The sequence below is a fragment of the Enterococcus sp. DIV1096b genome, from assembly GCF_050498765.1.
GTDB classification, from domain to species: Bacteria; Bacillota; Bacilli; order Lactobacillales; family Enterococcaceae; genus Enterococcus_D; species Enterococcus_D entomosocium.
The window spans coordinates 1,125,329-1,145,994 of sequence record NZ_JBMHEK010000001.1 but is presented as its reverse complement, the minus strand read 5'-3'; the positions used below and the strand labels follow the sequence as shown (position 1 = coordinate 1,145,994).

22 protein-coding genes and 1 riboswitch are annotated in these 20,666 nt (G+C 42.4%); of the genes, 5 read left to right on the top strand and 17 right to left on the bottom strand.

Translation table 11 applies throughout. From position 1 onward, the window contains the following. Positions 1-8: 8 nt before the first annotated feature. Positions 9-1,391 carry a RecQ family ATP-dependent DNA helicase gene (locus IGJ17_RS05545; RefSeq protein ID WP_061053907.1) on the bottom strand — a complete coding sequence of 461 codons (1,383 nt, stop codon included), beginning with the start codon at positions 1,389-1,391 and terminating at the stop codon, positions 9-11. Further along, on the bottom strand, positions 1,385-2,380 hold the full coding sequence (locus IGJ17_RS05540; protein WP_016621013.1) for a helix-turn-helix domain-containing protein: 996 nt from the start codon (positions 2,378-2,380) through the stop codon (positions 1,385-1,387). Before IGJ17_RS05540 ends, IGJ17_RS05545 begins: the two co-directional genes overlap by 7 nt. 26 nt (positions 2,381-2,406) lie before the next feature. On the opposite strand from IGJ17_RS05540, the gene IGJ17_RS05535 reads away from it, so the two are divergent. Then, positions 2,407-2,622: a ferredoxin gene (locus IGJ17_RS05535; protein WP_005237096.1), complete on the top strand. Its 216-nt coding sequence runs from the start codon at positions 2,407-2,409 to the stop codon at positions 2,620-2,622. Positions 2,623-2,679: 57 nt separating this feature from the next. On the opposite strand, the gene IGJ17_RS05530 is transcribed toward IGJ17_RS05535, so the two are convergent. From IGJ17_RS05530 to tuf, 14 genes are all read right to left on the bottom strand, one after another. Then, positions 2,680-3,273: an ECF transporter S component gene (locus IGJ17_RS05530; RefSeq protein WP_016613081.1), complete on the bottom strand. Its 594-nt coding sequence runs from the start codon at positions 3,271-3,273 to the stop codon at positions 2,680-2,682. 150 nt (positions 3,274-3,423) lie between these two features. Next, a riboswitch (FMN riboswitch) is annotated at positions 3,424-3,548 on the bottom strand. 79 nt (positions 3,549-3,627) lie between these two features. Then, the gene (locus IGJ17_RS05525; RefSeq protein WP_034872188.1) at positions 3,628-4,344 is read right to left on the bottom strand and encodes a pseudouridine synthase; all 717 of its coding nucleotides are present in this window, start codon (positions 4,342-4,344) and stop codon (positions 3,628-3,630) included. 2 nt (positions 4,345-4,346) lie between these two features. Beyond that, on the bottom strand, positions 4,347-4,931 hold the full coding sequence (gene scpB / locus IGJ17_RS05520; RefSeq protein ID WP_005229316.1) for an SMC-Scp complex subunit ScpB: 585 nt from the start codon (positions 4,929-4,931) through the stop codon (positions 4,347-4,349). Then, positions 4,924-5,673 (bottom strand): segregation/condensation protein A, encoded by a 750-nt coding sequence (locus IGJ17_RS05515; protein ID WP_008381030.1) that lies wholly within the window; start codon positions 5,671-5,673, stop codon positions 4,924-4,926. Before IGJ17_RS05515 ends, scpB begins: the two co-directional genes overlap by 8 nt. A 14-nt stretch (positions 5,674-5,687) precedes the next feature. Further along, positions 5,688-6,578 (bottom strand): site-specific tyrosine recombinase XerD, encoded by an 891-nt coding sequence (xerD, locus tag IGJ17_RS05510; protein WP_005237104.1) that lies wholly within the window; start codon positions 6,576-6,578, stop codon positions 5,688-5,690. 232 nt (positions 6,579-6,810) lie between these two features. After that, positions 6,811-7,263 carry a Fur family transcriptional regulator gene (locus IGJ17_RS05505; protein ID WP_005237105.1) on the bottom strand — a complete coding sequence of 151 codons (453 nt, stop codon included), beginning with the start codon at positions 7,261-7,263 and terminating at the stop codon, positions 6,811-6,813. A gap of 109 nt (positions 7,264-7,372) precedes the next feature. After that, on the bottom strand, positions 7,373-8,236 hold the full coding sequence (locus IGJ17_RS05500; RefSeq protein WP_008381026.1) for a CvfB family protein: 864 nt from the start codon (positions 8,234-8,236) through the stop codon (positions 7,373-7,375). 34 nt (positions 8,237-8,270) lie between these two features. Further along, a complete protein-coding gene (locus IGJ17_RS05495; RefSeq protein ID WP_061053905.1) occupies positions 8,271-8,588 on the bottom strand; it encodes an AzlD domain-containing protein in 318 nt (105 codons plus the stop codon). Next, positions 8,581-9,288, bottom strand: a complete 708-nt coding sequence (locus IGJ17_RS05490; RefSeq protein WP_008381022.1) for an AzlC family ABC transporter permease — start codon at positions 9,286-9,288, stop codon at positions 8,581-8,583. Before IGJ17_RS05490 ends, IGJ17_RS05495 begins: the two co-directional genes overlap by 8 nt. Before the next feature lie 118 nt (positions 9,289-9,406). Beyond that, complete coding sequence (locus tag IGJ17_RS05485) at positions 9,407-11,296, bottom strand: cell division site-positioning protein MapZ family protein (protein WP_086332197.1); 1,890 nt, start codon at positions 11,294-11,296, stop codon at positions 9,407-9,409. Positions 11,297-11,605: 309 nt separating this feature from the next. After that, positions 11,606-12,712, bottom strand: coding sequence for an RNA polymerase sigma factor RpoD (gene rpoD, locus IGJ17_RS05480; protein ID WP_005229298.1), 1,107 nt, complete (start codon positions 12,710-12,712; stop codon positions 11,606-11,608). A 23-nt stretch (positions 12,713-12,735) separates the two neighbouring features. Then, a complete protein-coding gene (gene dnaG / locus IGJ17_RS05475; protein WP_008381016.1) occupies positions 12,736-14,571 on the bottom strand; it encodes a DNA primase in 1,836 nt (611 codons plus the stop codon). Positions 14,572-14,728: 157 nt separating this feature from the next. Continuing rightward, positions 14,729-15,358, bottom strand: a complete 630-nt coding sequence (locus IGJ17_RS05470; protein ID WP_086333083.1) for a lysozyme family protein — start codon at positions 15,356-15,358, stop codon at positions 14,729-14,731. Between the two features lie 215 nt (positions 15,359-15,573). Further along, positions 15,574-16,761: an elongation factor Tu gene (gene tuf, locus IGJ17_RS05465; RefSeq protein WP_005237121.1), complete on the bottom strand. Its 1,188-nt coding sequence runs from the start codon at positions 16,759-16,761 to the stop codon at positions 15,574-15,576. A 244-nt stretch (positions 16,762-17,005) separates the two neighbouring features. Here tuf and IGJ17_RS05460 point away from each other — a divergent pair, with 244 nt between their 5' ends. Next, complete coding sequence (locus IGJ17_RS05460) at positions 17,006-17,365, top strand: YxeA family protein (RefSeq protein ID WP_086332196.1); 360 nt, start codon at positions 17,006-17,008, stop codon at positions 17,363-17,365. A 128-nt stretch (positions 17,366-17,493) separates the two neighbouring features. On the opposite strand, the gene IGJ17_RS05455 is transcribed toward IGJ17_RS05460, so the two are convergent. Then, positions 17,494-18,498, bottom strand: coding sequence for a nucleoid-associated protein (locus IGJ17_RS05455; protein WP_005237126.1), 1,005 nt, complete (start codon positions 18,496-18,498; stop codon positions 17,494-17,496). A gap of 162 nt (positions 18,499-18,660) precedes the next feature. Here IGJ17_RS05455 and IGJ17_RS05450 point away from each other — a divergent pair, with 162 nt between their 5' ends. From IGJ17_RS05450 to IGJ17_RS05440, 3 genes are all read left to right on the top strand, one after another. Next, positions 18,661-19,506 carry an aldo/keto reductase gene (locus IGJ17_RS05450; protein ID WP_016613071.1) on the top strand — a complete coding sequence of 282 codons (846 nt, stop codon included), beginning with the start codon at positions 18,661-18,663 and terminating at the stop codon, positions 19,504-19,506. A gap of 25 nt (positions 19,507-19,531) precedes the next feature. Further along, positions 19,532-19,813 carry a hypothetical protein gene (locus IGJ17_RS05445; protein ID WP_016613070.1) on the top strand — a complete coding sequence of 94 codons (282 nt, stop codon included), beginning with the start codon at positions 19,532-19,534 and terminating at the stop codon, positions 19,811-19,813. Positions 19,814-19,927: 114 nt separating this feature from the next. Beyond that, positions 19,928-20,632 (top strand): hypothetical protein, encoded by a 705-nt coding sequence (locus tag IGJ17_RS05440; protein ID WP_005237132.1) that lies wholly within the window; start codon positions 19,928-19,930, stop codon positions 20,630-20,632. The last annotated feature ends 34 nt before the right edge of the window (positions 20,633-20,666 follow it).

Here is a 20,666-nt window from a genome sequence, read left to right as displayed (position 1 = left end):
AATACGATTCAATTTATATCTTTAAAAATTTTTATTAAACGTTCTTGCCAATGAAGGATGACTTTTTTTTCTAAAAGCTCTTCTTCCACTGCCAATTCGATCCCGTCATTGTCGCAACAATAAGGATTTGCTGATGCTTCTTCCCCAAAGTGCGCCAATAAAAACTGGCGACGACAGCCGGTAAAATGAATATAAGCCAACATTTTTTGTAATTGTTCTTGCTTTTGCTGTTCGTTTTGTTTTAGCGTTTCCAGCCAAAACGCAGCCCCCAACTCCTTCATCTTCTTCTGCCATTTTTCTTGCAGCGGTGTCAAAGGTCCTTTCATCTTTTTCTGATCCATTCGTTCTAAAGCACGGCGTTCTTCTTTGTTTTCTCGCTGAAAGAAGTAGTGAATCTGCTCATCGTGTTCCTGATAAAGCAAGATCGCACTGCTTTGTTTGCCATCGCGGCCTGCTCGACCGATTTCCTGACTGTAGTTTTCCAGCGAATCAGGCAAGTCATAATGGATCACAAAACGAATATCTTCTTTATTGATCCCCATCCCAAACGCATTGGTTGCGACGAGCAATTTTAGTTTATTCTGAGAAAACTGCTGCTGCAACGTTTTTCTTTGATCGCTCGCTAGACCACCATGATAATAGCCTACCGAATAGCGCTGACGCAGTTTGTTATAGACTTCTTCGACTTTGCTTCTTGTGGAACAATAGATGATCCCAGCCCCGCCTAAGCGGCTGAGATAGTCTGCTAATGCCGCATCTTTGTCTGACGTTTTCTCTACGAACAAGCCGATATTGCTGCGGTTCATCGAATAACGGTAGACATTGGCATTCTTTGCTAACAACACTTGCCGAATATCTGCTTCGACTTGCGCCGTAGCAGTAGCCGTCAATGCTAATGTGACGGGTGTCTTCAAACGTTTTTTTACTTCACCAAGCTGCAAGTACTCTGGTCGAAAATCAATGCCCCATTGGGAAACACAATGAGCTTCATCCACCACGAGCATAGCGATCTTAGCTCGTTCGAGTTGCTGCAAAATGGCTTCTTGCACGATCATTTCTGGACTTAAGAACAAAAATTTGTACTGCGATAAATGCTGCATCACATAGTGACGATCGGTAGGGTCTAGTTGACTATTAAACGCAATCGCGCGTTTTTCCCCTTGCTTTTGTAGGCCATAGACTTGATCTTCCATTAAAGAAACAAGCGGTGAGATAATGATTACGATGCCATCTATGAGGTACCCTGGCAGCTGATAACAGAGACTTTTGCCATTCCCGGTAGGCAAAATCGCTAACGTATCTTGCTGCGCTAAAACACTTTCGATGACTTCTTTTTGTCCTTGACGAAATGTTTTGAAGCCAAAGTACTGATTCAGTGCGTTTTCTAACATCGAATCCCCCGTTTCTGAGCAATCTGTAACAAACGGATCGTCAAAAAATCAGTCGTAAGAAGCTCCTGTAATTCTTGATAGCTGTTTTTCCAAGAAGTTTCTGGCAGCTTATTCATCAATGATGTATCAAAGCGCTGATACGGAAATGTCAGATCAAGCAGTGCCCACTCAATCAAATGATCATTAACGGTTCCTCGTTTGATCCTTCTTTTTTCCATGATCTGCTCAACAGAAGCTCCTTGCAAGAACAATGCACGACTTTCCAGCATACTTTGATTCAGATTCCTATTTAGAAAAGGCGACAATCCTTGAAACAGAACCATCTGAGACTCTTTTTCAACCAGGGCTAAAAATTGATGGATCGCAGCTCCTACATAAAGATTGTCCCAAGGCTTACCTTGTACAGATTCTGGCAAAAGTTGGAAAAACGCCTGCCCCAGAAGATCGGGACCAGATAAGGTGCCTGCTAAAAAATCTGCGACTTCTGCGGGAAGTTGGGCAAAAACTGCCGAAAGTTCTCGATGAGTGATCTTTTTGATTTCAGGGTATTGATGGATCAGTCGACGCACAGGTTCTGTATATAAAGGCGTGTTCTCAACAGGAATATACTGATTGGTCACCCCTTGATATGCAGCTGCTTGGACCAGCAGTCGAACAAAACGCCACGCCTCCTCCGTCGTTCGTCCATACCGAAAATAATCCGTATGATGCAACAACATTTCTTTTGACTGTTCATAATTTGCAGCGGTCCTTTTGAGCAGCAGACCATCTGAATCTCGACTTAGCATCCCTTGTTGGATCAAGTCAGCGATCGTCTGTTGATACTCCCTCTCATTCAACTGTGGCAACGCTTGAAAAAGACCTAATCGATCATAAAAAAAGGCATAACTCAAGACAGAGCTAGTGCGCTTACCAATGAGAATTTGATAAAGTGTCGATGGACGCAACTTGTCAGTATCAGAAAACAGCGCTAAAATAAAAGAATCCATATCTTCCTCCCAGAAAGGACTAAAAAATGTCACAACGCTGTAAAATTGTTCCTGAGCGCTGCATTGCTTGTGGACTATGTGCGATCTATGCTCCCGAGATCTTCGATTATGATGAAGATGGGATCGTTTTATTTGCCCAAGAACCGAGTGCACGGCAACAGTTTATCATAGAAGAACAACAAGAAAAAGTCAAAACTGCTTATCGCAAATGCCCCACCAGAGCGATCCTTATAGAAAAATAAAAAAGTCGACCTGCCATTAACAGACCTTTCGTCTGCCACAGCAAGTCGGCTCATTTTTTATTTTCCTATAGCAGAATGATGGGGCTGCTTACGAGCCAACCATGGGAGCAGTTTGGCATGTAGTGCTAAAAAGACGGCACTGACGATCGCTCCTTTAACCAAATTGAAGGGTAAAATCCCGATCGCCACATATTGCGGCAAAGACATCCCTAAAAATTGATCGGCTGTGACCCCGAAAAAGCGTAGATAAAGCGGTGTGATCACAAATAGGTTCGCCACACTCATAAAAATCGTTACCGACAAGATACCGCTGATGACACCAACCATTTTGTTTTTGGTGTGGATACCTTTGCGGAAAAAGTAGTACATTGGCAAAGTAAAGGCACATGATGCTAAAAAGCTTGCCGTATCTCCCACCATATCAGCAGGTGAAAAACCAGATAAGAACAAATGCAGGACCGAACGAATGAAGGCAGTCACTACCCCACTCCAAGGACCAAATAAAAACATCATGATCATCACGGGAATATCACTAAAATCGATCTTTAAAAAGCTGAATGCCGGAAAAATTGGAAAAGCGATAAATTGCAAAATTGTTCCCATAGCAGCACACATGGCGATCGTCACCATTTTTCTTGTTTTGTTGTTCATCAGTATAAATCCTCCTAAGTTCAGGATTCCTCTTCAAACGAACCTATTAAATTTCCTCGGCTTTCTTGTCGGCGCCAGACAAAAAATGCCCTCTTTTTTCCACAGGGAAAAAAGAGGGCATTCGAAATAGCCATAAGCAAATCAAATACGCTCTATCTTCTTTATCCAGACTGTACTGTCGGTATCGGAATTTCACCGATTCAGCTATTTCCGAAGAAATAGGTCGTGGACTATAACCACCGGTCGGGAATTGCACCCTGCCCCTGAAGACGAACCTTTATTCTATTTATTACATGTTCTATTATACACAAAATCTAAAAATTAACAATAGTTACGTTTTCAGATACTTTTCAACTATTTTGCACTGTTTTTCAGCTGGCTGACTTCTTTCTTCGACAACTCTCGGTATTCCCCTGGACGAAGACCTTTTAAATCTAACGGACCATAGTTTTCCCGTTTTAGTTTTTGCACAGGCAAACCAACTGCTTTTAGCATGTTTTTGACTTGATGATTGCGACCTTCGTGGATCGTCAATTGCACAATACTAGATTGTGCCGTTTGGTCTGTCGATAAGATTTCAAAGCGAGCAGGCGCGGTCTTACGCCCTTCGATCCGAATTCCTTTTGTCAATGGGAGCAGTTGCTTTTTATCCGCAATGCCTTTGACCTTGGCAACATACACTTTTTCGACTTCGTGTTTTGGATGCATCAGTGTCTGTGATAATTCCCCATCATTTGTCAGTAGCAGCAAACCGGAGGTATCATAGTCCAAGCGGCCGACTGGATACACCCGTTCAGGGACTTCAGCAAAATAATCCAAAACGACTTTGCGTTTTTTATCATCTGTTACAGCTGAGATCACGCCACGAGGTTTATAGAACAGATAATAGACATGTTGTTCTTGTTCGATCGGAACGCCGTCCACTTCAACGACGTCTTTTGAACCGACTTGGACCCCTAATTCTTTGATTACTTGTCCATTGACTCGCACACGGCCTTCGGTTATCAATCCTTCAGCTTTTCTTCTTGAGGTGATGCCGGCATGGGCAATCACTTTTTGCAAACGTTCCATCTTCATTCTCCTTCTGTTTCTGCTTGTTTGTAGCGGTCGTAAAAAAGATCAAACGGTGCATCTTCTTCAAGTTCATCTTCCATTGATTGGATGTCAGGCAATTCAGCCAAACTTTTTAAGCCAAAATAATCCATAAAGTATTCCGTCGTACCGTATAGGATCGCTCGTCCTGGTCCGTCCACGCGTCCCTTTTCTTCAATCAGCCGCTTTGCCACCAGTTTTTGGACAGAACCGCTGGATTGAACGCCGCGAATCTCTTCTACTTCCATCCGAGTGATCGGTTGCTTATAAGCAATGATCGACAAAGTTTCCAAAGCGGCTTGCGACAATGAACTCCCCATCGGTGATTCGGCGTATTTCTTCAATAAAGGGGCAAATTGCTTTTTAGTGGTTAAAATAAAATGATTGCCAACTTCTAGAATATGCAACGCGGTATGTTCATTTTCTTCATATTGCTGATTTAGTTCCTGCAAATGCTGATAGACACTGGCAGTATTACTTTTGACTAAATAACTCAGTTCTTCAAGTCCGATCCCCTCATCACCGACGACGAATAAGATCGCTTCTAATTCACTATATTTACTCATCTTCTTTACCTGTTGGATAGAGCAGAATCGACGCATAATTGTCTGATTGCTCTACTCGAATCGTTCCTTTTTTCATTAATTCTAACAATGCCATAAAGGTTACCACAACTTCTGTTTTATTGTAAGAAGTAAAAAACGAATCAAAGCTGCGGCCTTTTTTAGCACTCACATGTTGCATCTCCAACTGAATCGCCGCCATCTTTTCATCGATGGTGCTTTCATCAGGAGAAATCTTGGTTTCTAGTACTTGGCGATTTTTCTTTTTCTCGATCATTTTTTGAAAAGCCAAAAAGAGATCGATCGTGTTGAATTGATTGGCTCTTAATTGATCTTCTTCCTCTTTGTATTCATCGACATCCATCGGATCTTTCGTGTAATACAAACTGCGCTCTTCCGCTTTTTCTGAAAGCTGTTCGGCTGCGTACTTAAATTTTCGGTATTCTAGCAGTTGTGCCACCAGCATATCCCGCGGATCTTCTTCGTACTCTTCGACTTCAGCAATCAACTCTTGTTTAGGCAACAGCATCTGGCTTTTGATCGCCATCAAAGTCGCCGCCATGACTAAATACTCTCCAGCGACTTCTAATTCTAAAATTTTCATGGCATGGATGTACTGCATGTATTGTTCGGTGATGGTAGCAACTGGAATATCATAAACATCGATCTCCAGTTTTTTGATCAAATGAAGCAGCAAATCCAACGGTCCTTCAAAGACAGCTAATTTTATTTTGATTTCTTCCATTCCATCCTCGATTTCTAGGCGCGCGGAAAGTGCTGCTTGTACACTTCCGTCATCCGTTTCTTCGTTATATGCGTGTAAATCTGAGTGGTCGAGATATCTGCGTGCCCTAGCAACTCTTGAACCGTTCGTAGATCTGCCCCGTTTTCTAATAGATGGGTCGCAAAACTATGGCGCAGCGTATGGGGAGTCACATTCTTGGTGATCCCAGCTTGTCGAACCAAGGCTTTTAAATTTTTCCAGATCCCTTGACGAGACAGTTGCGTACCATGGTTGTTTACAAACAGATGGCTTTCATCCGGCGTTTTTCTCGTCAAATACGGACGCGCATCGCTGAGATAGGTTTCGATCCATTGAATCGCTAAGTCCCCTAATGGAACGATCCGTTCTTTGTCGCCTTTTCCGGTTGTTTGCAACAATCCCATACTTAAATGCAGATCGTTTAATTTTAACCCGATCAACTCACTGACGCGCAAGCCCGTCGCATACATCACTTCCAAAATCGCTCGGTCACGGATGCCCAAAACTGCTCGCGTATCCGGTGTTTCGATCAACCGCTCCACTTCTTGTAAACTCAAGGTATCAGGCAGCTTCTGCTGTTTTTTTGGTGAATCAATATGCTGCATTGGATCATGATCGGTAAACCGTTCTTGACGCAAAAATTGATGGAACCTTCGCAAACTGGAAACCATCCGAATCACGGTTGCCGAGGATTTTCCCGCTTCTTGCAGACTTTGCAAAAAAGACAAAACGATCACTCGGTCGATCTGCTGCCACTGAGTGACTTGTTTTTTTTGTAAAAACGCAAGATACTGTTGCAGATCTCGCTGGTAGCTGGCACGGGTATTTTGGGATAGCCCGCGCTCAATGGTCAAATAATGAAGATAATCAATGATTTGTTCGTTCATGGGCTTCCTCTACTTTCAGCTTTTTTATCATATCAAATTCTGGCTCGTTAAGATAGTAGCTTGCCAATAAAAAAGAGGCATCTACCCGTATCTTTTGCCCAAGGAAACACCCGAATCATAGCAGATTTTTCGGTTTCTTTCAAATCGGAAAAAAGAGCACTCTTCCTATTGGAAACCATCTGACTATCATTCGGGTGATAACAAACGTTTATTTAAGATCGCCAAAGTACAATCACTCGGCTTTGCTTTGGCACTTTTGACAGACACCATGAAAGGTCAACCGATGATCCTTTACTAAAAAATGGTACTTTTGTTCAACGATCTCTTCGACACTGCCCAGCAGATCCTCTTCGACTTCTTCAATATTGCCGCATTCCAAACACAACAAGTGATGATGAAAGTGTTTGGCACCTTCTTTACGTAGATCATAGCGAGCGACACCGTCATTAAAGCTGACTTTATCGACAATTTTCAGATCCGTTAAGATCTCCAATGTTCGATAGACGGTTGCCAAGCCAATCTCAGAATTTTTTTTTCGCACAAAAAAGAAAATCTCTTCTGCGGATAAATGGTCTTTCTCATTTTCTAATAAGACCAACAACGTCGCTTCTCGCTGAGGAGTTAATTTAAACCCCGACTCGTGCAATTGTTTCTTGGTCTTTTTTAACGCTGCTGTTGTGTTCATAGTTGCCTCCGTATGCCGTTAATTTATAACGATTCTAATCTGAGTGAAAATCACTCAAGACAAACATTGTAATCATTATAAATTAGAACGATAAAAGAAACAAGTATTCTCAATTAGGTTTTTTGATAAGAATCGTAAAGCCGTCTTTTTGCTCAATCAAACGCTGTTTCATCAAGGTTCCTAATGCCCGTTTAAATTGGCCTTTACTAATACCAAATGTTTGCAAAATCTCTTCTGGGGCTGATTTGTCGGTGAAAGGAATTTTGTTCTCAGGTGCTCGTTCTAAAAAGGTTAGAACCATGGCGGCATCATTTGAGATCGCCTCGTGGGCTCTTGGTTTCAATGAAAGGTTCAAGACACCATCTGGACGAATCCCAATCACTCGCCCTTTGACCACTTCCCCAAGGCGCGGCTCTTGATACCGTTCTGATGGATGGACGAAGCCAATATAAAAATCATCCGTCAGCAAGTAAGTACCCGCTAACTTCAAACGGTACACGCTACCTGTAACATCTTGATTCTTCATTTGCTCCGTACCATTTTTGCTCAATGCCTTAAAAATTTTCTCATCTGCTAATGAAGCCCAAATACGCTCTTTGTCATCGACCCGCAAGCTGACCATCAAACGGTCGCCTTTTTTGGGCCAAAGTTCCCGCATTGTTGGCAATTCATCTAATGAAACCACCATATCTTTGTCTTTCAAACCGATATCGACGAAAACGCCTAAGTCGCGACGGCTTCCTGTGACTGTACCAAAGGCATAATGCCCTTTGCGGCTTTTCGGAATATTCGTAGTGAGCACATTTTCTTGCTTTTGATTTTGATAGCCAAACCCTTCGACGGCTTCACCTAAATGATGTTCGCCTTCTTCCTTGGCTAGTCGGAAGGTAACCCCGCCTTTTTGAACAAAATAATTCTGTTCGTTTTCATCAATGATCAATCCGCTGAATACGGATGCTAATAAGTCTTTCATCTATTCTCTCCTTTTTCTTTAAAACTGCTCGTTCCTATAAAAAGAAACGCAACAGCGCCATAGCAATAACGCCTGTGATAACGATTTTCATCAAATCTTTGGTATAATACCCCACCAATAATGCCGGGATACAGGCAATGGTTTCTTTAACTTTCAAAATGGGGAATTGGCCTTCACGAAAGGTCAGTAAATTTTGCACCAACAATGCCGCCAAAATACACAACGGTAAATAACTCAAAAAAACGGTGAAAGTTTCCGGGAAGACGAGCTTCTTAGAAAATAAAAAAGGAACGATCCGCGGAAGCCAAGTAACCAATCCACATACTAGCATCAGTATAACAAAATTAGTCATGGTGTGTCACCGTCCCAACCAAACATCCTGCCAGTGTCGCCGCAATTACCGCAATCTCTGCGGTCGAAAAACGCATAAATAAAATCAAGGTCCCCACAACTGTCCCTAGTATCAAGAGCGTTTGCTGGGTTTTCTTCTTAAGCGGTCGCTCTACTTGAAATAAAAAAAGACCAACAAACATAGCTACTAAGGCAAAATCTAAGCCTAACGCTTCTGGATCTGGAATAAAGGAACCCAATAAACCACCCAAAAACGTCGCAAAAATCCAACTCAAATAAGCCATTACGTTCAACCCGTGGGTCCATTTTGCTGTGACTGGTTTGTCTTGTTGCAATGCCGTCGTCAAAACGCCATAGGACTCATCAGTCAAAAGTGTCCCGATACCAATGGCAGAAAGCAACGGTGTCTTTTTAAAATAGGAAGCTACTGACAAACTCATTAAAAAGTGTCGTAAATTCACTAAAAAAACTGTTGCGACGATTGTCATGAAAGGTGCTTGAATCGCTAGTAAGGCGCAAATGATAAATTGAGCACTGCCAGCATAAACAATAATAGACATTAAAATAATTTCTAGAATAGACAACCCAACGCCTTTTCCCACAACCCCCATTGCAAAACCAATGCCCAGGTACCCAAGAATCGTTGGTACACAAGCAATGACCCCGTCTTCAAACCGATCATATCTCTCAATTTTCTGCACAAAAACCCCTCCTTGTTTGAACGATTATCTCTCATCATATCGAAAACAAGGAGGGGAAACAAGTATTTTTCACATGTGCATGTAATAACTCTGAAAATTTTCTAGTGTCTCAGGAGACTTAGCGAACGGTGTGATCGTTCCCATTGCCTCTGAAATAGCCAGTTTTGGCGTTTACCGTAAATAAGTATAGCGGGAACGCTGAATCATCCGTTCCTTTAAGCAAGCTGCCTTGGGCATTTGTCGCATAAAAATTGTAATAGCCTTCACCATTGACGATTCGTACACGTTCAAAAGTATAGCCGCCTTCTACCACATAACCGCGAGCAATCGCTGTGGCGATGATTTTTTCTTGGACACCATCTGCCCACACCCAGGCGCTATTGTTTACATCATTCAAATCACTTTGGCGGGCTGGAATAATTGGCTGATTGTTGGTATTTGTTGGTGTATCCGGCGAAAGCACATACTCTTCTTCAGAAGTACTTTGCGCGGGCGTCGCAGCGCTTGTAGATCCGCTGCTCGAAGCGGAAGCGTTGTTCTCGGAAGCCGCCGCTTGTGCTGCTTCTTGGGCAGCTTGTTGTTGCGCCGCTGCTTGTTGGGTAGCTGTTTCACGCTTCGTCAAGGCAGTATCGACTTTACGTAGTTCCGTCGTAAGACTTTCAACCAGTGAATCGATTGGCAAAGCTTGGATTTTTTTCATCAAGGCATTGTAGTTCTCACGAGTGACACTCGCCGGTGCTTCACCGTCACCACTTAAAGCCACCATGCTCTTCACTGCATTTTGAACTTCCTCGATCGCGCTGAACTCTTTTTGTCCCATGTCGATGGCTTGATTGATCAACTCATCAAAGGCATCCCCATTCTCACGCTTCGCCATTGTGACAGCAGTCGCTTCTTTCAACGAGACTTCTTCCAACTGATCCTCCACAACTGCAGGACTGCTGAAATAGCTATTGATCTCTGTCAAAGCTGCTAATTTGTCAGCAATTGTCTCTGCTTCTTGTGACAAGATATCGTATCGTTCGTGGTCTTGAAAATCTGCCAACTGATTCGTCACAGCCGTCAGCTGTTCTGCTGTTTTGTCGCTTTTAATGAACACTCGCTCATCATTTGTATAAAAATCATTCAACTCATTTTCGATCTGATCTAACGTACGGTTCTCTTGCGCCTGTTGCGTTTGTCGGGCAGTTTCTTGTTGCTGCTGTTGATAGTAATAAGCCCAACCACCACCCGCTGCCACTAACAAACAAGCCGCTGTAATATAGAGTGCTTTGCGAGGGCTCTTCTTGCTTTCACTGGAAGAAGATGTTTCTTCTTCAGCAGTCGCCTTTTGTGGCGTTTCATCCGCTGCGGTGATTGGTTCAGGAATTGGATCGATGACTGGTTCTGGCTGCTTCTCAGCTTCTTCAATAACTGGCTCCGTCACCACTTCCTCCTCGCTTGACGGCAGAGGTTCCTCGCTGGCTTGCATCTGACTTTCCTCTTCAGCAGAGGAAAGATCAATGGCGGTTTCTTCTGCTTCTAGAGCAGCTGCTGCCTTTGCTTCTTCATCAAGTTTGTGCTGTCGGATATAAGCGGCCAAAATCTCAGAGTCATGCTGTTCATCCGTACTCAGTGCATCGGTCTCATTAACTTCTTCACTGGCTGAAATTGTGTGTTCTTCTGTAGACTCAGAGTTTTCCACTGTTTTTGGTTCTTGTTTAGACTCTGATTCAAGTGTTGTTTTTTGCTCATCAGAAAAAGCCTCTTGCTGTGCAAGGTCGATCGTTTCTTCATTCGAGGATGGCCGATCGCCTAAGTGCTCCTCCATTTTTCCAATCGGAACATTTTTAAAGTCAGACCAGCGAATATCATCGTTTTTGTTTTGTAGCTCTTCTGGCGTAACGGAAGAGTCAGATGATGGTTCCTGTTCATTCTCCTTTGCTTGGTTCCATTGAAACCCGCAATTGGGACAAACGGGTGTTTCTTCTATTGCTTGAAATCCACATTCAGGACATGTCTTCTTCATTGATTCAAACTGACTCCTTTTGTTTTTTGCATTTCCTTCTATGAAGCAGTACCCTACCAGATCAAACGCTTGATGCGCCCACTGCTTCCTATTTCAAAGACCGACAAATAATGGATCTTTTTTCGCATTTCTTTTTTATTACTCAATTGTGCAGATGCACAAAATTAAATTTATCACATTCTAGGCAATTAGCCAACACTTGCTTGGTTACGTTTTTATTAAGTTCTTTACTTATCCTATGGAGAGATGACAAAACCTGAACAAAAAAGACTTTCCAAAGGGGGTCTTTGGAAAGTCAATAAACCTTAATTATTCTAAGAAATCTTTCAATTGTTTTGAACGAGATGGGTGGCGTAGTTTCCGTAACGCTTTTGCTTCAATCTGACGAATCCGTTCTCTGGTTACCCCAAAGACTTTGCCGACTTCTTCTAAGGTCCGAGTACGGCCATCATCGATTCCGAAACGCAAGCGTAGCACATTTTCTTCACGGTCAGTTAACGTATCCAATACATCTTCTAATTGCTCTTTCAAAAGCTCATAAGCCGCATGCTCTGCCGGACTTGTAGCATCTTGGTCCTCAATAAAATCACCTAGATGAGAATCATCTTCTTCACCGATTGGTGTTTCTAATGAAACGGGCTCTTGAGCGATCTTCAAGATTTCACGAACTTTTTCCGTTGGCAAATCCATTTCTGCGCCGATTTCTTCTGGTGTCGGTTCGCGTCCTAAGTCTTGCAATAATTGCCGTTGGATACGAATCAATTTGTTGATGGTTTCCACCATATGCACTGGGATCCGAATGGTTCGAGCTTGGTCAGCGATGGCACGAGTGATCGCTTGACGGATCCACCAGGTCGCATAGGTCGAGAATTTAAACCCTTTGCGATAATCAAATTTCTCAACGGCTTTCATCAAGCCCATGTTTCCTTCTTGGATCAAATCAAGAAATTGCATTCCCCGACCCACATAACGTTTGGCGATGCTGACTACCAAACGTAAGTTGGCTTCTGCCAAACGCTGTTTCGCTTCTTGGTCGCCTTCTTCGATTTTCAGAGCGAGAGCCACTTCTTCTTCTGCGGTCAAAAGCGGTACCCGACCGATCTCTTTCAAGTACATCCGCACAGGGTCATTGATTTTCACACCAGTCGGTGCAGACAAATCTTCTTGAGGTTGGGTTTCTTGTCGTTTTTCATTACTCTTTAAACTATGGACTGAAGGCTCTCCATTTTCATCCACGACACTGATGCCGGAATCCTCCAGTTTTTGAATTAGTTTGTCCATTGCATCAGCATCCAAAGTATAAGGCGTTGCTAAACGATTGGTAATGTCATCGTAAACAACTTGCCCCTTTGTTTTGTTTTCTCGGATGTATTCGGCAACTGCTTTGTCATACGTTTTTTTTGTTTCTTCTGCCATGAAAGAAAGCCCCTTTCAGTTCGCTATTTAGCTTGTTTCAACCGTTTGGTCAAATCAATGATTTCGATTGCAAGTTCAAGTTCTAATTGCTGGTTTCCTATTTGTCTTGCTTCTTGCTGCTGGATTCGTTTTTGATTGATTTCTTCAGCAATGCCCGACTTTTGAAAGACCTGCAGAATGTCCTGAAATTCTTGTTCAGTCCCTTCCTCAGAAGCTTTAAGATCTGCAATATCGATCACCATTTTTTTCATTGAATCTTCTTTTAAAAAATCTAAGAACTTTGCTAAAACAAAGTGTTCTTCTGTTTCCATATACGCATCAAACAGCAGATACAGTTGTTGATAACGATCATGAATAAAGGATATACCACTCGCTCGAAAGCGATGGTTTAACGTACTGTCATGAAACAAACGGTACAATAATAATTCTTGCGCTTTTTCCACCTGTGTTTTGGGCTGCTGCCGTGTAGGCGGCGTAAAGACCACAGGGGTGTCTGTTGGCGGCGGTGGCGCTACATCTTGCATCGTCCGTTGCTCTTGCCGGTTTTGCTTGAGCTGCTGCTGCAAGGTCTCACGACTCAAATTGAACTCTGTAGACAACTGAGTCAAATAGCGGTCTTGCTCCAACAAAGAATCCACACGCTGCAATTCATTTAAAACAACTTGGACATAGTCCAGTTGCTCCTTCTCATTGGCTAAATTGCGATTCATCCGATGATAATCCATCTTGAAGGCAAAAACGGTTTCTTTGCCGTGGACAGCTAGTTTATAAAAAGCTTCTGTCCCATATTTGCGCAAATACTCATCTGGGTCCATCCGTTCCGGCACTCGCACCACAGATAATTTCAAACGACTATTGTTTTGCAGAAGCTCGATCCCGCGGTTTGTCGCTTCAACCCCTGCACTATCTCCATCGTAACAAAGAATCACTTCTTGTGCCACTCGCTCGATATGGGCGATCTGCTGATTGGTCAAGCTGGTCCCCATTGAGGCGATCCCATTTTCGATTCCTGCCTGCCAAGCGGCGATCACGTCCATAAATCCTTCAAATAAATACACTTGGCCATCTTTGCGCATCGCACGGCGTGCTTTGTCAAAGTTGAACAGAACCTCGCGCTTGTTGAAAAGGATCGTTTCTGGACTATTTAAATATTTCGGCTGGTCTTGATCACCAACTTTTTCGCTTGCTAGCCAACGACCAGAAAAACCAATTGTTTTTCCTTGAGGATTACGGATCGGAAACATGATTCGTTGGTAAAAGCGGTCTGCCAATGAGCCATCGTTTCGTTGAACAAAGAGCCCTGTATCAGGAAAAAATTCAGCTTTGGCTTGTTCATTCAAAAAGACTTTCTCCAAAAACGAGCGTTCATTCGGCGCAAAACCAATATTGAATTCTTCGATCAATGCCATCGTCAATCCGCGATCCAATAAATAATCAAGCGCTTCTTGGCCAGCAGCCGTATTCACCAACATGTGATGATAGACCTCGGCGGCTTTTTCATGCAGCGCAATCAATTGACTCGTTTGTGAGGTCGCTTCATTGATGCCTTCTGATTGCTGGTATTGCGGATCAAGAGGAATATCGTTCATTTCTGCTACTTTGACGACTGCTTCAGGAAAACTGATGCCTTCAAGCTCTTGCAAAAAACCGTAAACATTGCCCCCACGACCGCAACCAAAACAATGAAAAATTTGTTTGTCTTCTGCAACGGAAAAAGAAGGTGATTTCTCATTATGGAAGGGACACAAACCAAAATAATTCTTTCCAGATTTCTTTAACTGGACATACTGTCCCACGATATCAACAATATTGCTACGTTCGCGAATGTCGTCAATGATCGTTTGAGGAATTCGTGCCATCCACTCACCTCCATTTGGTAAGTATTCATCGTTTACTAGGTAAAAAAACGCACTAATAGGTATCAGTGCGAAGAATAATTAGACGGAATCACTCATAATGATTTTACCATATTCTATTTGTATTTCAAGCTTTTTTACTTCAGTTATTTTGTGACGCTCAGGAAAAGAACCCTGCCGTAACATCGATTTTCCATCGGTTCAATTTTATTAGATCCGCATAGAACATGTTGCCGCCATTGTGATACAAATGACCGCCATTATAAAAGACCGATTGGATGCCCCAATAACGATAGGTTTGTTCTGTATCATTGCCTAATAACGGGGATAAAACCTCTCTGGAATATGTTTCTGCTAATTCTAAGGTGTTCACGCCACCCCGTTCAGCGACATAATCAATATAATCTGTACCAAAATTATAAGCCTGGACTGCGGTCCAAAGATCACAGTTCATTTGCTCTGATTTTTCGATCAACTCGGCTAAATAAGAAACCCCTTGTTCGATGCTTTGTTCTGGCGTATCAAATTGGTTTTGTTTTCCATATACACTTTCAGAACTTTGCATCGGATCATTGCCTTGTCCTTTTGACTCCGTCAGCATGATACTCATTGCTAAAGACTGATATTCAGAGATGTCGTGGGCTTGTGTCTGCTGTGCGATTTCCGCTTCATACGCATAGACAGCTTTCAATGCCGTGTAGTTTCGATAGCCCCAAACCCCTGCTCCAATCAGCAGCACCAAGAGTGCAAGCTTCAGTACAAATCCTAGGAAACGTCGAATTTTTCTCATCAAATACATCCCATCTTTTCTAAGTCAGAATCTATCGTACTATGAAATGAACAGGCTGACTAGAATTTTTTCTCTCCTAAAAAATCCTTAATAAAATCACAAGATTATTTAGAAAAAAACAAGCAATCCTAAGCTGATGAAGGAATTGTTGCTGGTTTGACATGAAAAAGGAAACAGTGCTCCTTCAGATAATGGAAGCACTGTTTCACTGTTTTTTATTTTTCGATCGTGGTCACGATACCAGAACCAACTGTTCGTCCACCTTCACGAATGGAGAAGGTCGTTCCATTTTCCACAGCGATTGGATGGATCAATTCCACATCGATCGTTACGTTGTCACCAGGCATAACCATTTCCGTTCCTTCTGGTAAAACGATATTCCCAGTTACGTCCGTTGTACGGAAGTAAAATTGTGGGCGATAGTTATTAAAGAATGGGGTATGGCGACCGCCTTCTTCCTTTGTCAACACATAGACTTCTGCTTGGAATTTCGTATGTGGTGTGATGGAACCTGGTTTTGCTAACACTTGGCCCCGTTCAATTTCATCCCGGGTGATTCCCCGTAATAATACCCCTACGTTATCACCAGCTTCCCCAAAGTCCATCGTCTTACGGAACATTTCTACTCCTGTCACGACTGCTTTTTGTGTTTCAGGTTTGATTCCGACGATTTCTACTTCATCACCGACTTTTACTGTTCCGCGATCGATCCGACCGGAAGCAACGGTTCCCCGTCCAGTAATTGAAAAGACATCTTCGATCGGCAATAATAATGGTTTATCAGTGTCTCGTTCAGGTGTTGGGATATATTCATCTACCGTATCCATCAGCGTTAAGATCGCTGCTTCAGCCTCTGGGTCACCTTCCAAGGCTTTTAAGGCAGAGCCTTTGATCACAGGAATGTCATCACCTGGAAAATCATATTCAGTCAGCAATTCTCTGACTTCCATTTCAACTAAATCGATCAACTCATCATCATCGACAAGGTCTGTTTTATTTAAAAAGACGATCAAATGTTTCACACCCACTTGACGAGAAAGCAAAATATGTTCACGGGTTTGCGGCATTGGGCCATCTGTCGCTGATACGACCAAGATTGCGCCGTCCATTTGGGCAGCCCCTGTAATCATATTTTTCACGTAATCCGCGTGTCCTGGTGCATCGATATGGGCATAGTGCCGTTTTTCTGTTTCGTATTCTACATGGGCAGTATTGATGGTGATACCACGTTCGCGTTCCTCAGGAGCCGCGTCGATACTTGCGTAATCTTGCGGATTGGCAAGTCCTTTTTTCCCAAGAACTGTGGTAATAGCAGCAGTCAAGGTTGTTTTCCCATGGTCGACGTGTCCTATCGTTCCGATATTAACATGGGGTTTGCTACGATCATAATGTTGTTTTGCCATATTGTTTCCCTCCTAGAGAAAGTTGAGTCGTTCTTTGACTCGAATCATATTTTGCGATTTACGCTTCCAAATTCATAAGTATCAACTTATTTTTTGTAAGTTTAAATCTACTCTTATTATAGGTCAAAATTAGTCAAAGTCAAGTGAGATGTCTCGTCTGCTAATCCCTAAGAATTTCTTTGCTTTTTTCGATCTATTGGACGTAGGACAATTTTTATGAATAATAGAAGATGAGGTGAGAAATGTGAAAAAAATCATTGCAACGCTGGTTTTTGCAGCAATTTTCCTTGGTGGCTGTTTTGCTACTTATCATTATTACTATGGTGGAAGTGACTACTATACAGTCATCAGGGATGCCGGCGAGCACGACACGGAAATTAGTGATAACGGAGTTGCCGAAGATGTCTACCGTTACACACAAGACGCTTACAGTTCCTCTGGAGAAGTCAAAACGGTCAAAATGAATGAGCACCGTTCCGCGCCTTTAAGAGAAGGTGCCTATTTGAAATTATTGGTCAATCCTAATAAAGGTGTTCTGAGCTGGGAAGAAGTTTCTGAAGAAGACATTCCCAAAGCCGCCCTTGAGAAACTGACCGATCAATAATTGCTGATATTGATCAAAGATATCCAGAAAAAAAGCAGAGACTCCTCATTACTTAAAGAGGAATCTCTGCTTTTTTGTGCTCGTTCTATGTTGTTAGCTCCGCATCATCCACACATAAGACCTTTGTCCTACATCCGATTAATTACTTCTTCTACATTTTTGATCGTTACGGAAATCGTTCCGTCTGGATTATTGATAAATTCGATCAAATTTGGATCTCGGTAAACATCCAAAGGAACGATCAATTCGATCCCGTTAGATAATTTTAGTTTTTGTTTCCCGAATTTTTTCTCTGAGATCTCACGGACATCCCGCATCATTGGTGCCTGATTGACAAATCCTTTTTCAGCCACTTCTTCTTGAAAAGAAAGCTGAGCGGTAATATTGTCTTTAAAGACTTTTTGCGCCACTTCACTGACATCAATGTGTCCTGACTCTTCGATCGTGTCGTAAACCGCTTCTTTTAGATCGGCAACAACGTTATAGGTAGGTGTTTCAAATTTCTGACCAATTTTTTCCGCTACTTTTTTGATGACTTTGACGTTTTCTTCTAACGAGGGAATCGGTTCGGCATCAATGACTTTCGTTGAAAAGTAGGCATATTTTTCACCTGAAAAGCTATATTTCTTTTCAATCAGTTCAAAGTCTAAGCTCTCCACATCAATTGTGATCCCTTCATCGGCCTTTTGAGTTTTACCTGCTAGTAAGGCACGATGCAAAATCAGATTGTTTTCGATCCCAGCTTCCCCATTATCAATAAAGTGCGTATAGCCGTCTTGATAGTTGACCTTCAAAAACGCCAACTGCATTCTTGTATCAAATTCATACAAGACCACAAAGGCATCCGCACTTGGTGCATCTTCACTTTCCTTGTACGCTTCATACCACCGTTGGACGATCGCTTCACTGGCTGCGACAAAGTCTTCGGGTGCTTGTTTGACCAGTTGAGCGATCATTGATGTTTCGAGTAAACGCCCTGTTTTGGTTTGCGGTGTTGCAAGTTTCTGTATTTTTTTCGTCAAATAATCGCGGATGTATTCCGTGGTCAAATCGAGTTCAACTTGAGAAAAAACCGGATCACCAGTTTGACGGTCAATAATGTGTAATATCGCATGTTTCAAATAAATATCCATTAGTTACGCTCCTTATCCATTTGTCTAGTGTACAAAAAAAATAGGCGAACTGACAAGAGCCAAACGTCATTTTTCTTATTGGCCACTTCCTTTTTGAAAGATGCATTCATTGGAAAATCCGTCCTCGTCTGCTAAACTAAAGGTATCACAGAAAACGGAGGAATGAACATGAACAGCTATACGTTATCAAACAATGTAACCATCCCTGAGTTAGGTTTTGGCACATGGCAAACACCAGACGGCGACGTTGCCGTAGCATCAGTCAAAAAAGCACTGGAAGTAGGTTACCGCCATATTGATACAGCCCAAGGCTATAAAAATGAAGCCAGTGTTGGTCAAGCGATCAAAGAAAGCGGCATTCCCCGCGAAGAACTCTTTTTGACTACAAAATTGTGGAATGCGAACCATTCCTATGATCTTGTGATGTCTTCTTTTGAAGAGTCCTTAGAGAAACTACAAACAGACTATATCGATCTTTTCTTAATCCATTGGCCAAACCCAGTAGCCTTTCGTGACAACTGGCAAACAGCGAATGCAGAAACATGGCGCGCTTTTGAAGAACTGTATCAGGCAGGCAAAATCAAAGCGATCGGGGTCAGCAACTTCTTGCCTCATCATTTTGAAGAATTGAAAAAAACAGCGACCATCTTCCCAATGGTCAATCAGATTTTCCTTGCACCTGGCGAGTTACAAGAAGAAGTGGTAACTTATTGCCAAGAACACGATGTATTGCTTGAAGCATACAGCCCATTAGGTACCGGGAAGATATTTGATGTACCAGAAATGAAAGCATTAGCTGAAAAGCATCAAAAATCAATCGCTCAAGTTGCATTACGCTGGTCTTTACAACATGGTTTCTTGCCATTACCAAAATCAGTCACATCGAGTCGGATCGAAGAAAACATCCATGTCTTTGATTTTGAGCTATCTGAAGAAGACATGAAAACGATCGATCAATTAGATGGTGTCGTTGGGAAAGCGACCAATCCAGATACGACAGGGTTTTAATTTTACTCTCTATAAGGAGAAGCCTATGAAGACAACTGATTTGATTCACCTCTCCCCTGCTGTTCAAAAAGCCTTACATGCTGATTTTGTTTTTCTTGTATGGCCAGACAAAGTCCAACATTTTCCGGCGCGTCAATGGTCGTCTAGCGACTATCAGCAGATGCTGGCTGAGAAACTCACTGGGGAAGTACGCTTTTTTCTTTGGGAAAACTACTTAGTCGCCACTGGAGACAAGGAGCTTTTGATCCTAATGCCTAAGTACCATCAAATCAATGATCTAGTAGAAACGCCAACGCCGCTTCTTTAGCAGCGCTGGCGTTTTTTCAGGAAATATATAATTTTTTTTGTATTTTTTCATGAGAATGACTGTTCTTTTCTGCAAATTTTCCTTATAATCGATAGTGATCGAGAGGAGAAGATTATGAAAAAGAAACAATTAGCAAAATTGAAACAACAATTCCGCCCGTCTTATGAAACAGCTCGACAACAGTTGTTTACAGCGATCGAGCGCAAAACAGCAGATAAGTTCGACCTTCCGACAACTGTTTATATCAATCCTAAAAATCAAGAGGAATTATTGATTGAATTGTTGAAGGAAACACCCAAAGAACAAAAAATCGCTGTTCCTTTAGATGAGAACTTCAAAATCGTCGTGAAACGAATTCAACGCTTAGAAGCTGGCTTACTTGATCGTTTCAGCGATAACTTAGTCGATGAGATCGCTGCTTACTGGTTACCGACCAATCCGCAAGAAAGTGCGGCACCTACCTCCGCTCCTGCGAAAGAACCAGCAGAAGTGAAGGAAGAAACGGCACCAACTATACCTGCATCAACTAAAACTAAAGAAGTGGAAAAATCAACGGCTGATGATTCTGATGAATCCATGACTTTTTCAGCATTTGCCGAAAAAATCGCAGCATTCCCTAAATTTTCTGCAAAACAATCTTCAGGAGAAACGACCGTGATCGAAGCTTCCCCGAAAGAAGATCGTGTTCTAGCAACAATTTCTGAAACAGAAAGTGATACTTTTACCATCGAAACCGCTCTAGAACGCAAATACAAAGTTAAACTAGAAGTCATTCCATTGATCGAGGCGTATGCCCACACGGCGATTTCTAAACGATAAACAAAAGGTTCTCTAGGAATTTCCCTAGAGAACC

Bases quoted from the DNA above. Each gene is read 5' to 3' on its own strand.
- IGJ17_RS05545 (WP_061053907.1), bottom strand. From the start codon at position 1,391: ATGTTAGAAAACGCACTGAATCAGTACTTTGGCTTCAAAACATTTCGT.
- IGJ17_RS05540 (WP_016621013.1), bottom strand. From the start codon at position 2,380: ATGGATTCTTTTATTTTAGCGCTGTTTTCTGATACTGACAAGTTGCGT.
- IGJ17_RS05535 (WP_005237096.1), top strand. From the start codon at position 2,407: ATGTCACAACGCTGTAAAATTGTTCCTGAGCGCTGCATTGCTTGTGGA.
- IGJ17_RS05530 (WP_016613081.1), bottom strand. From the start codon at position 3,273: ATGAACAACAAAACAAGAAAAATGGTGACGATCGCCATGTGTGCTGCT.
- IGJ17_RS05525 (WP_034872188.1), bottom strand. From the start codon at position 4,344: ATGGAACGTTTGCAAAAAGTGATTGCCCATGCCGGCATCACCTCAAGA.
- scpB (WP_005229316.1), bottom strand. From the start codon at position 4,931: ATGAGTAAATATAGTGAATTAGAAGCGATCTTATTCGTCGTCGGTGAT.
- IGJ17_RS05515 (WP_008381030.1), bottom strand. From the start codon at position 5,673: ATGGAAGAAATCAAAATAAAATTAGCTGTCTTTGAAGGACCGTTGGAT.
- xerD (WP_005237104.1), bottom strand. From the start codon at position 6,578: ATGAACGAACAAATCATTGATTATCTTCATTATTTGACCATTGAGCGC.
- IGJ17_RS05505 (WP_005237105.1), bottom strand. From the start codon at position 7,263: ATGAACACAACAGCAGCGTTAAAAAAGACCAAGAAACAATTGCACGAG.
- IGJ17_RS05500 (WP_008381026.1), bottom strand. From the start codon at position 8,236: ATGAAAGACTTATTAGCATCCGTATTCAGCGGATTGATCATTGATGAA.
- IGJ17_RS05495 (WP_061053905.1), bottom strand. From the start codon at position 8,588: ATGACTAATTTTGTTATACTGATGCTAGTATGTGGATTGGTTACTTGG.
- IGJ17_RS05485 (WP_086332197.1), bottom strand. From the start codon at position 11,296: ATGAAGAAGACATGTCCTGAATGTGGATTTCAAGCAATAGAAGAAACA.
- rpoD (WP_005229298.1), bottom strand. From the start codon at position 12,712: ATGGCAGAAGAAACAAAAAAAACGTATGACAAAGCAGTTGCCGAATAC.
- dnaG (WP_008381016.1), bottom strand. From the start codon at position 14,571: ATGGCACGAATTCCTCAAACGATCATTGACGACATTCGCGAACGTAGC.
- IGJ17_RS05470 (WP_086333083.1), bottom strand. From the start codon at position 15,358: ATGAGAAAAATTCGACGTTTCCTAGGATTTGTACTGAAGCTTGCACTC.
- tuf (WP_005237121.1), bottom strand. From the start codon at position 16,761: ATGGCAAAACAACATTATGATCGTAGCAAACCCCATGTTAATATCGGA.
- IGJ17_RS05455 (WP_005237126.1), bottom strand. From the start codon at position 18,498: ATGGATATTTATTTGAAACATGCGATATTACACATTATTGACCGTCAA.
- IGJ17_RS05450 (WP_016613071.1), top strand. From the start codon at position 18,661: ATGAACATGAACAGCTATACGTTATCAAACAATGTAACCATCCCTGAG.
- IGJ17_RS05445 (WP_016613070.1), top strand. From the start codon at position 19,532: ATGAAGACAACTGATTTGATTCACCTCTCCCCTGCTGTTCAAAAAGCC.
- IGJ17_RS05440 (WP_005237132.1), top strand. From the start codon at position 19,928: ATGAAAAAGAAACAATTAGCAAAATTGAAACAACAATTCCGCCCGTCT.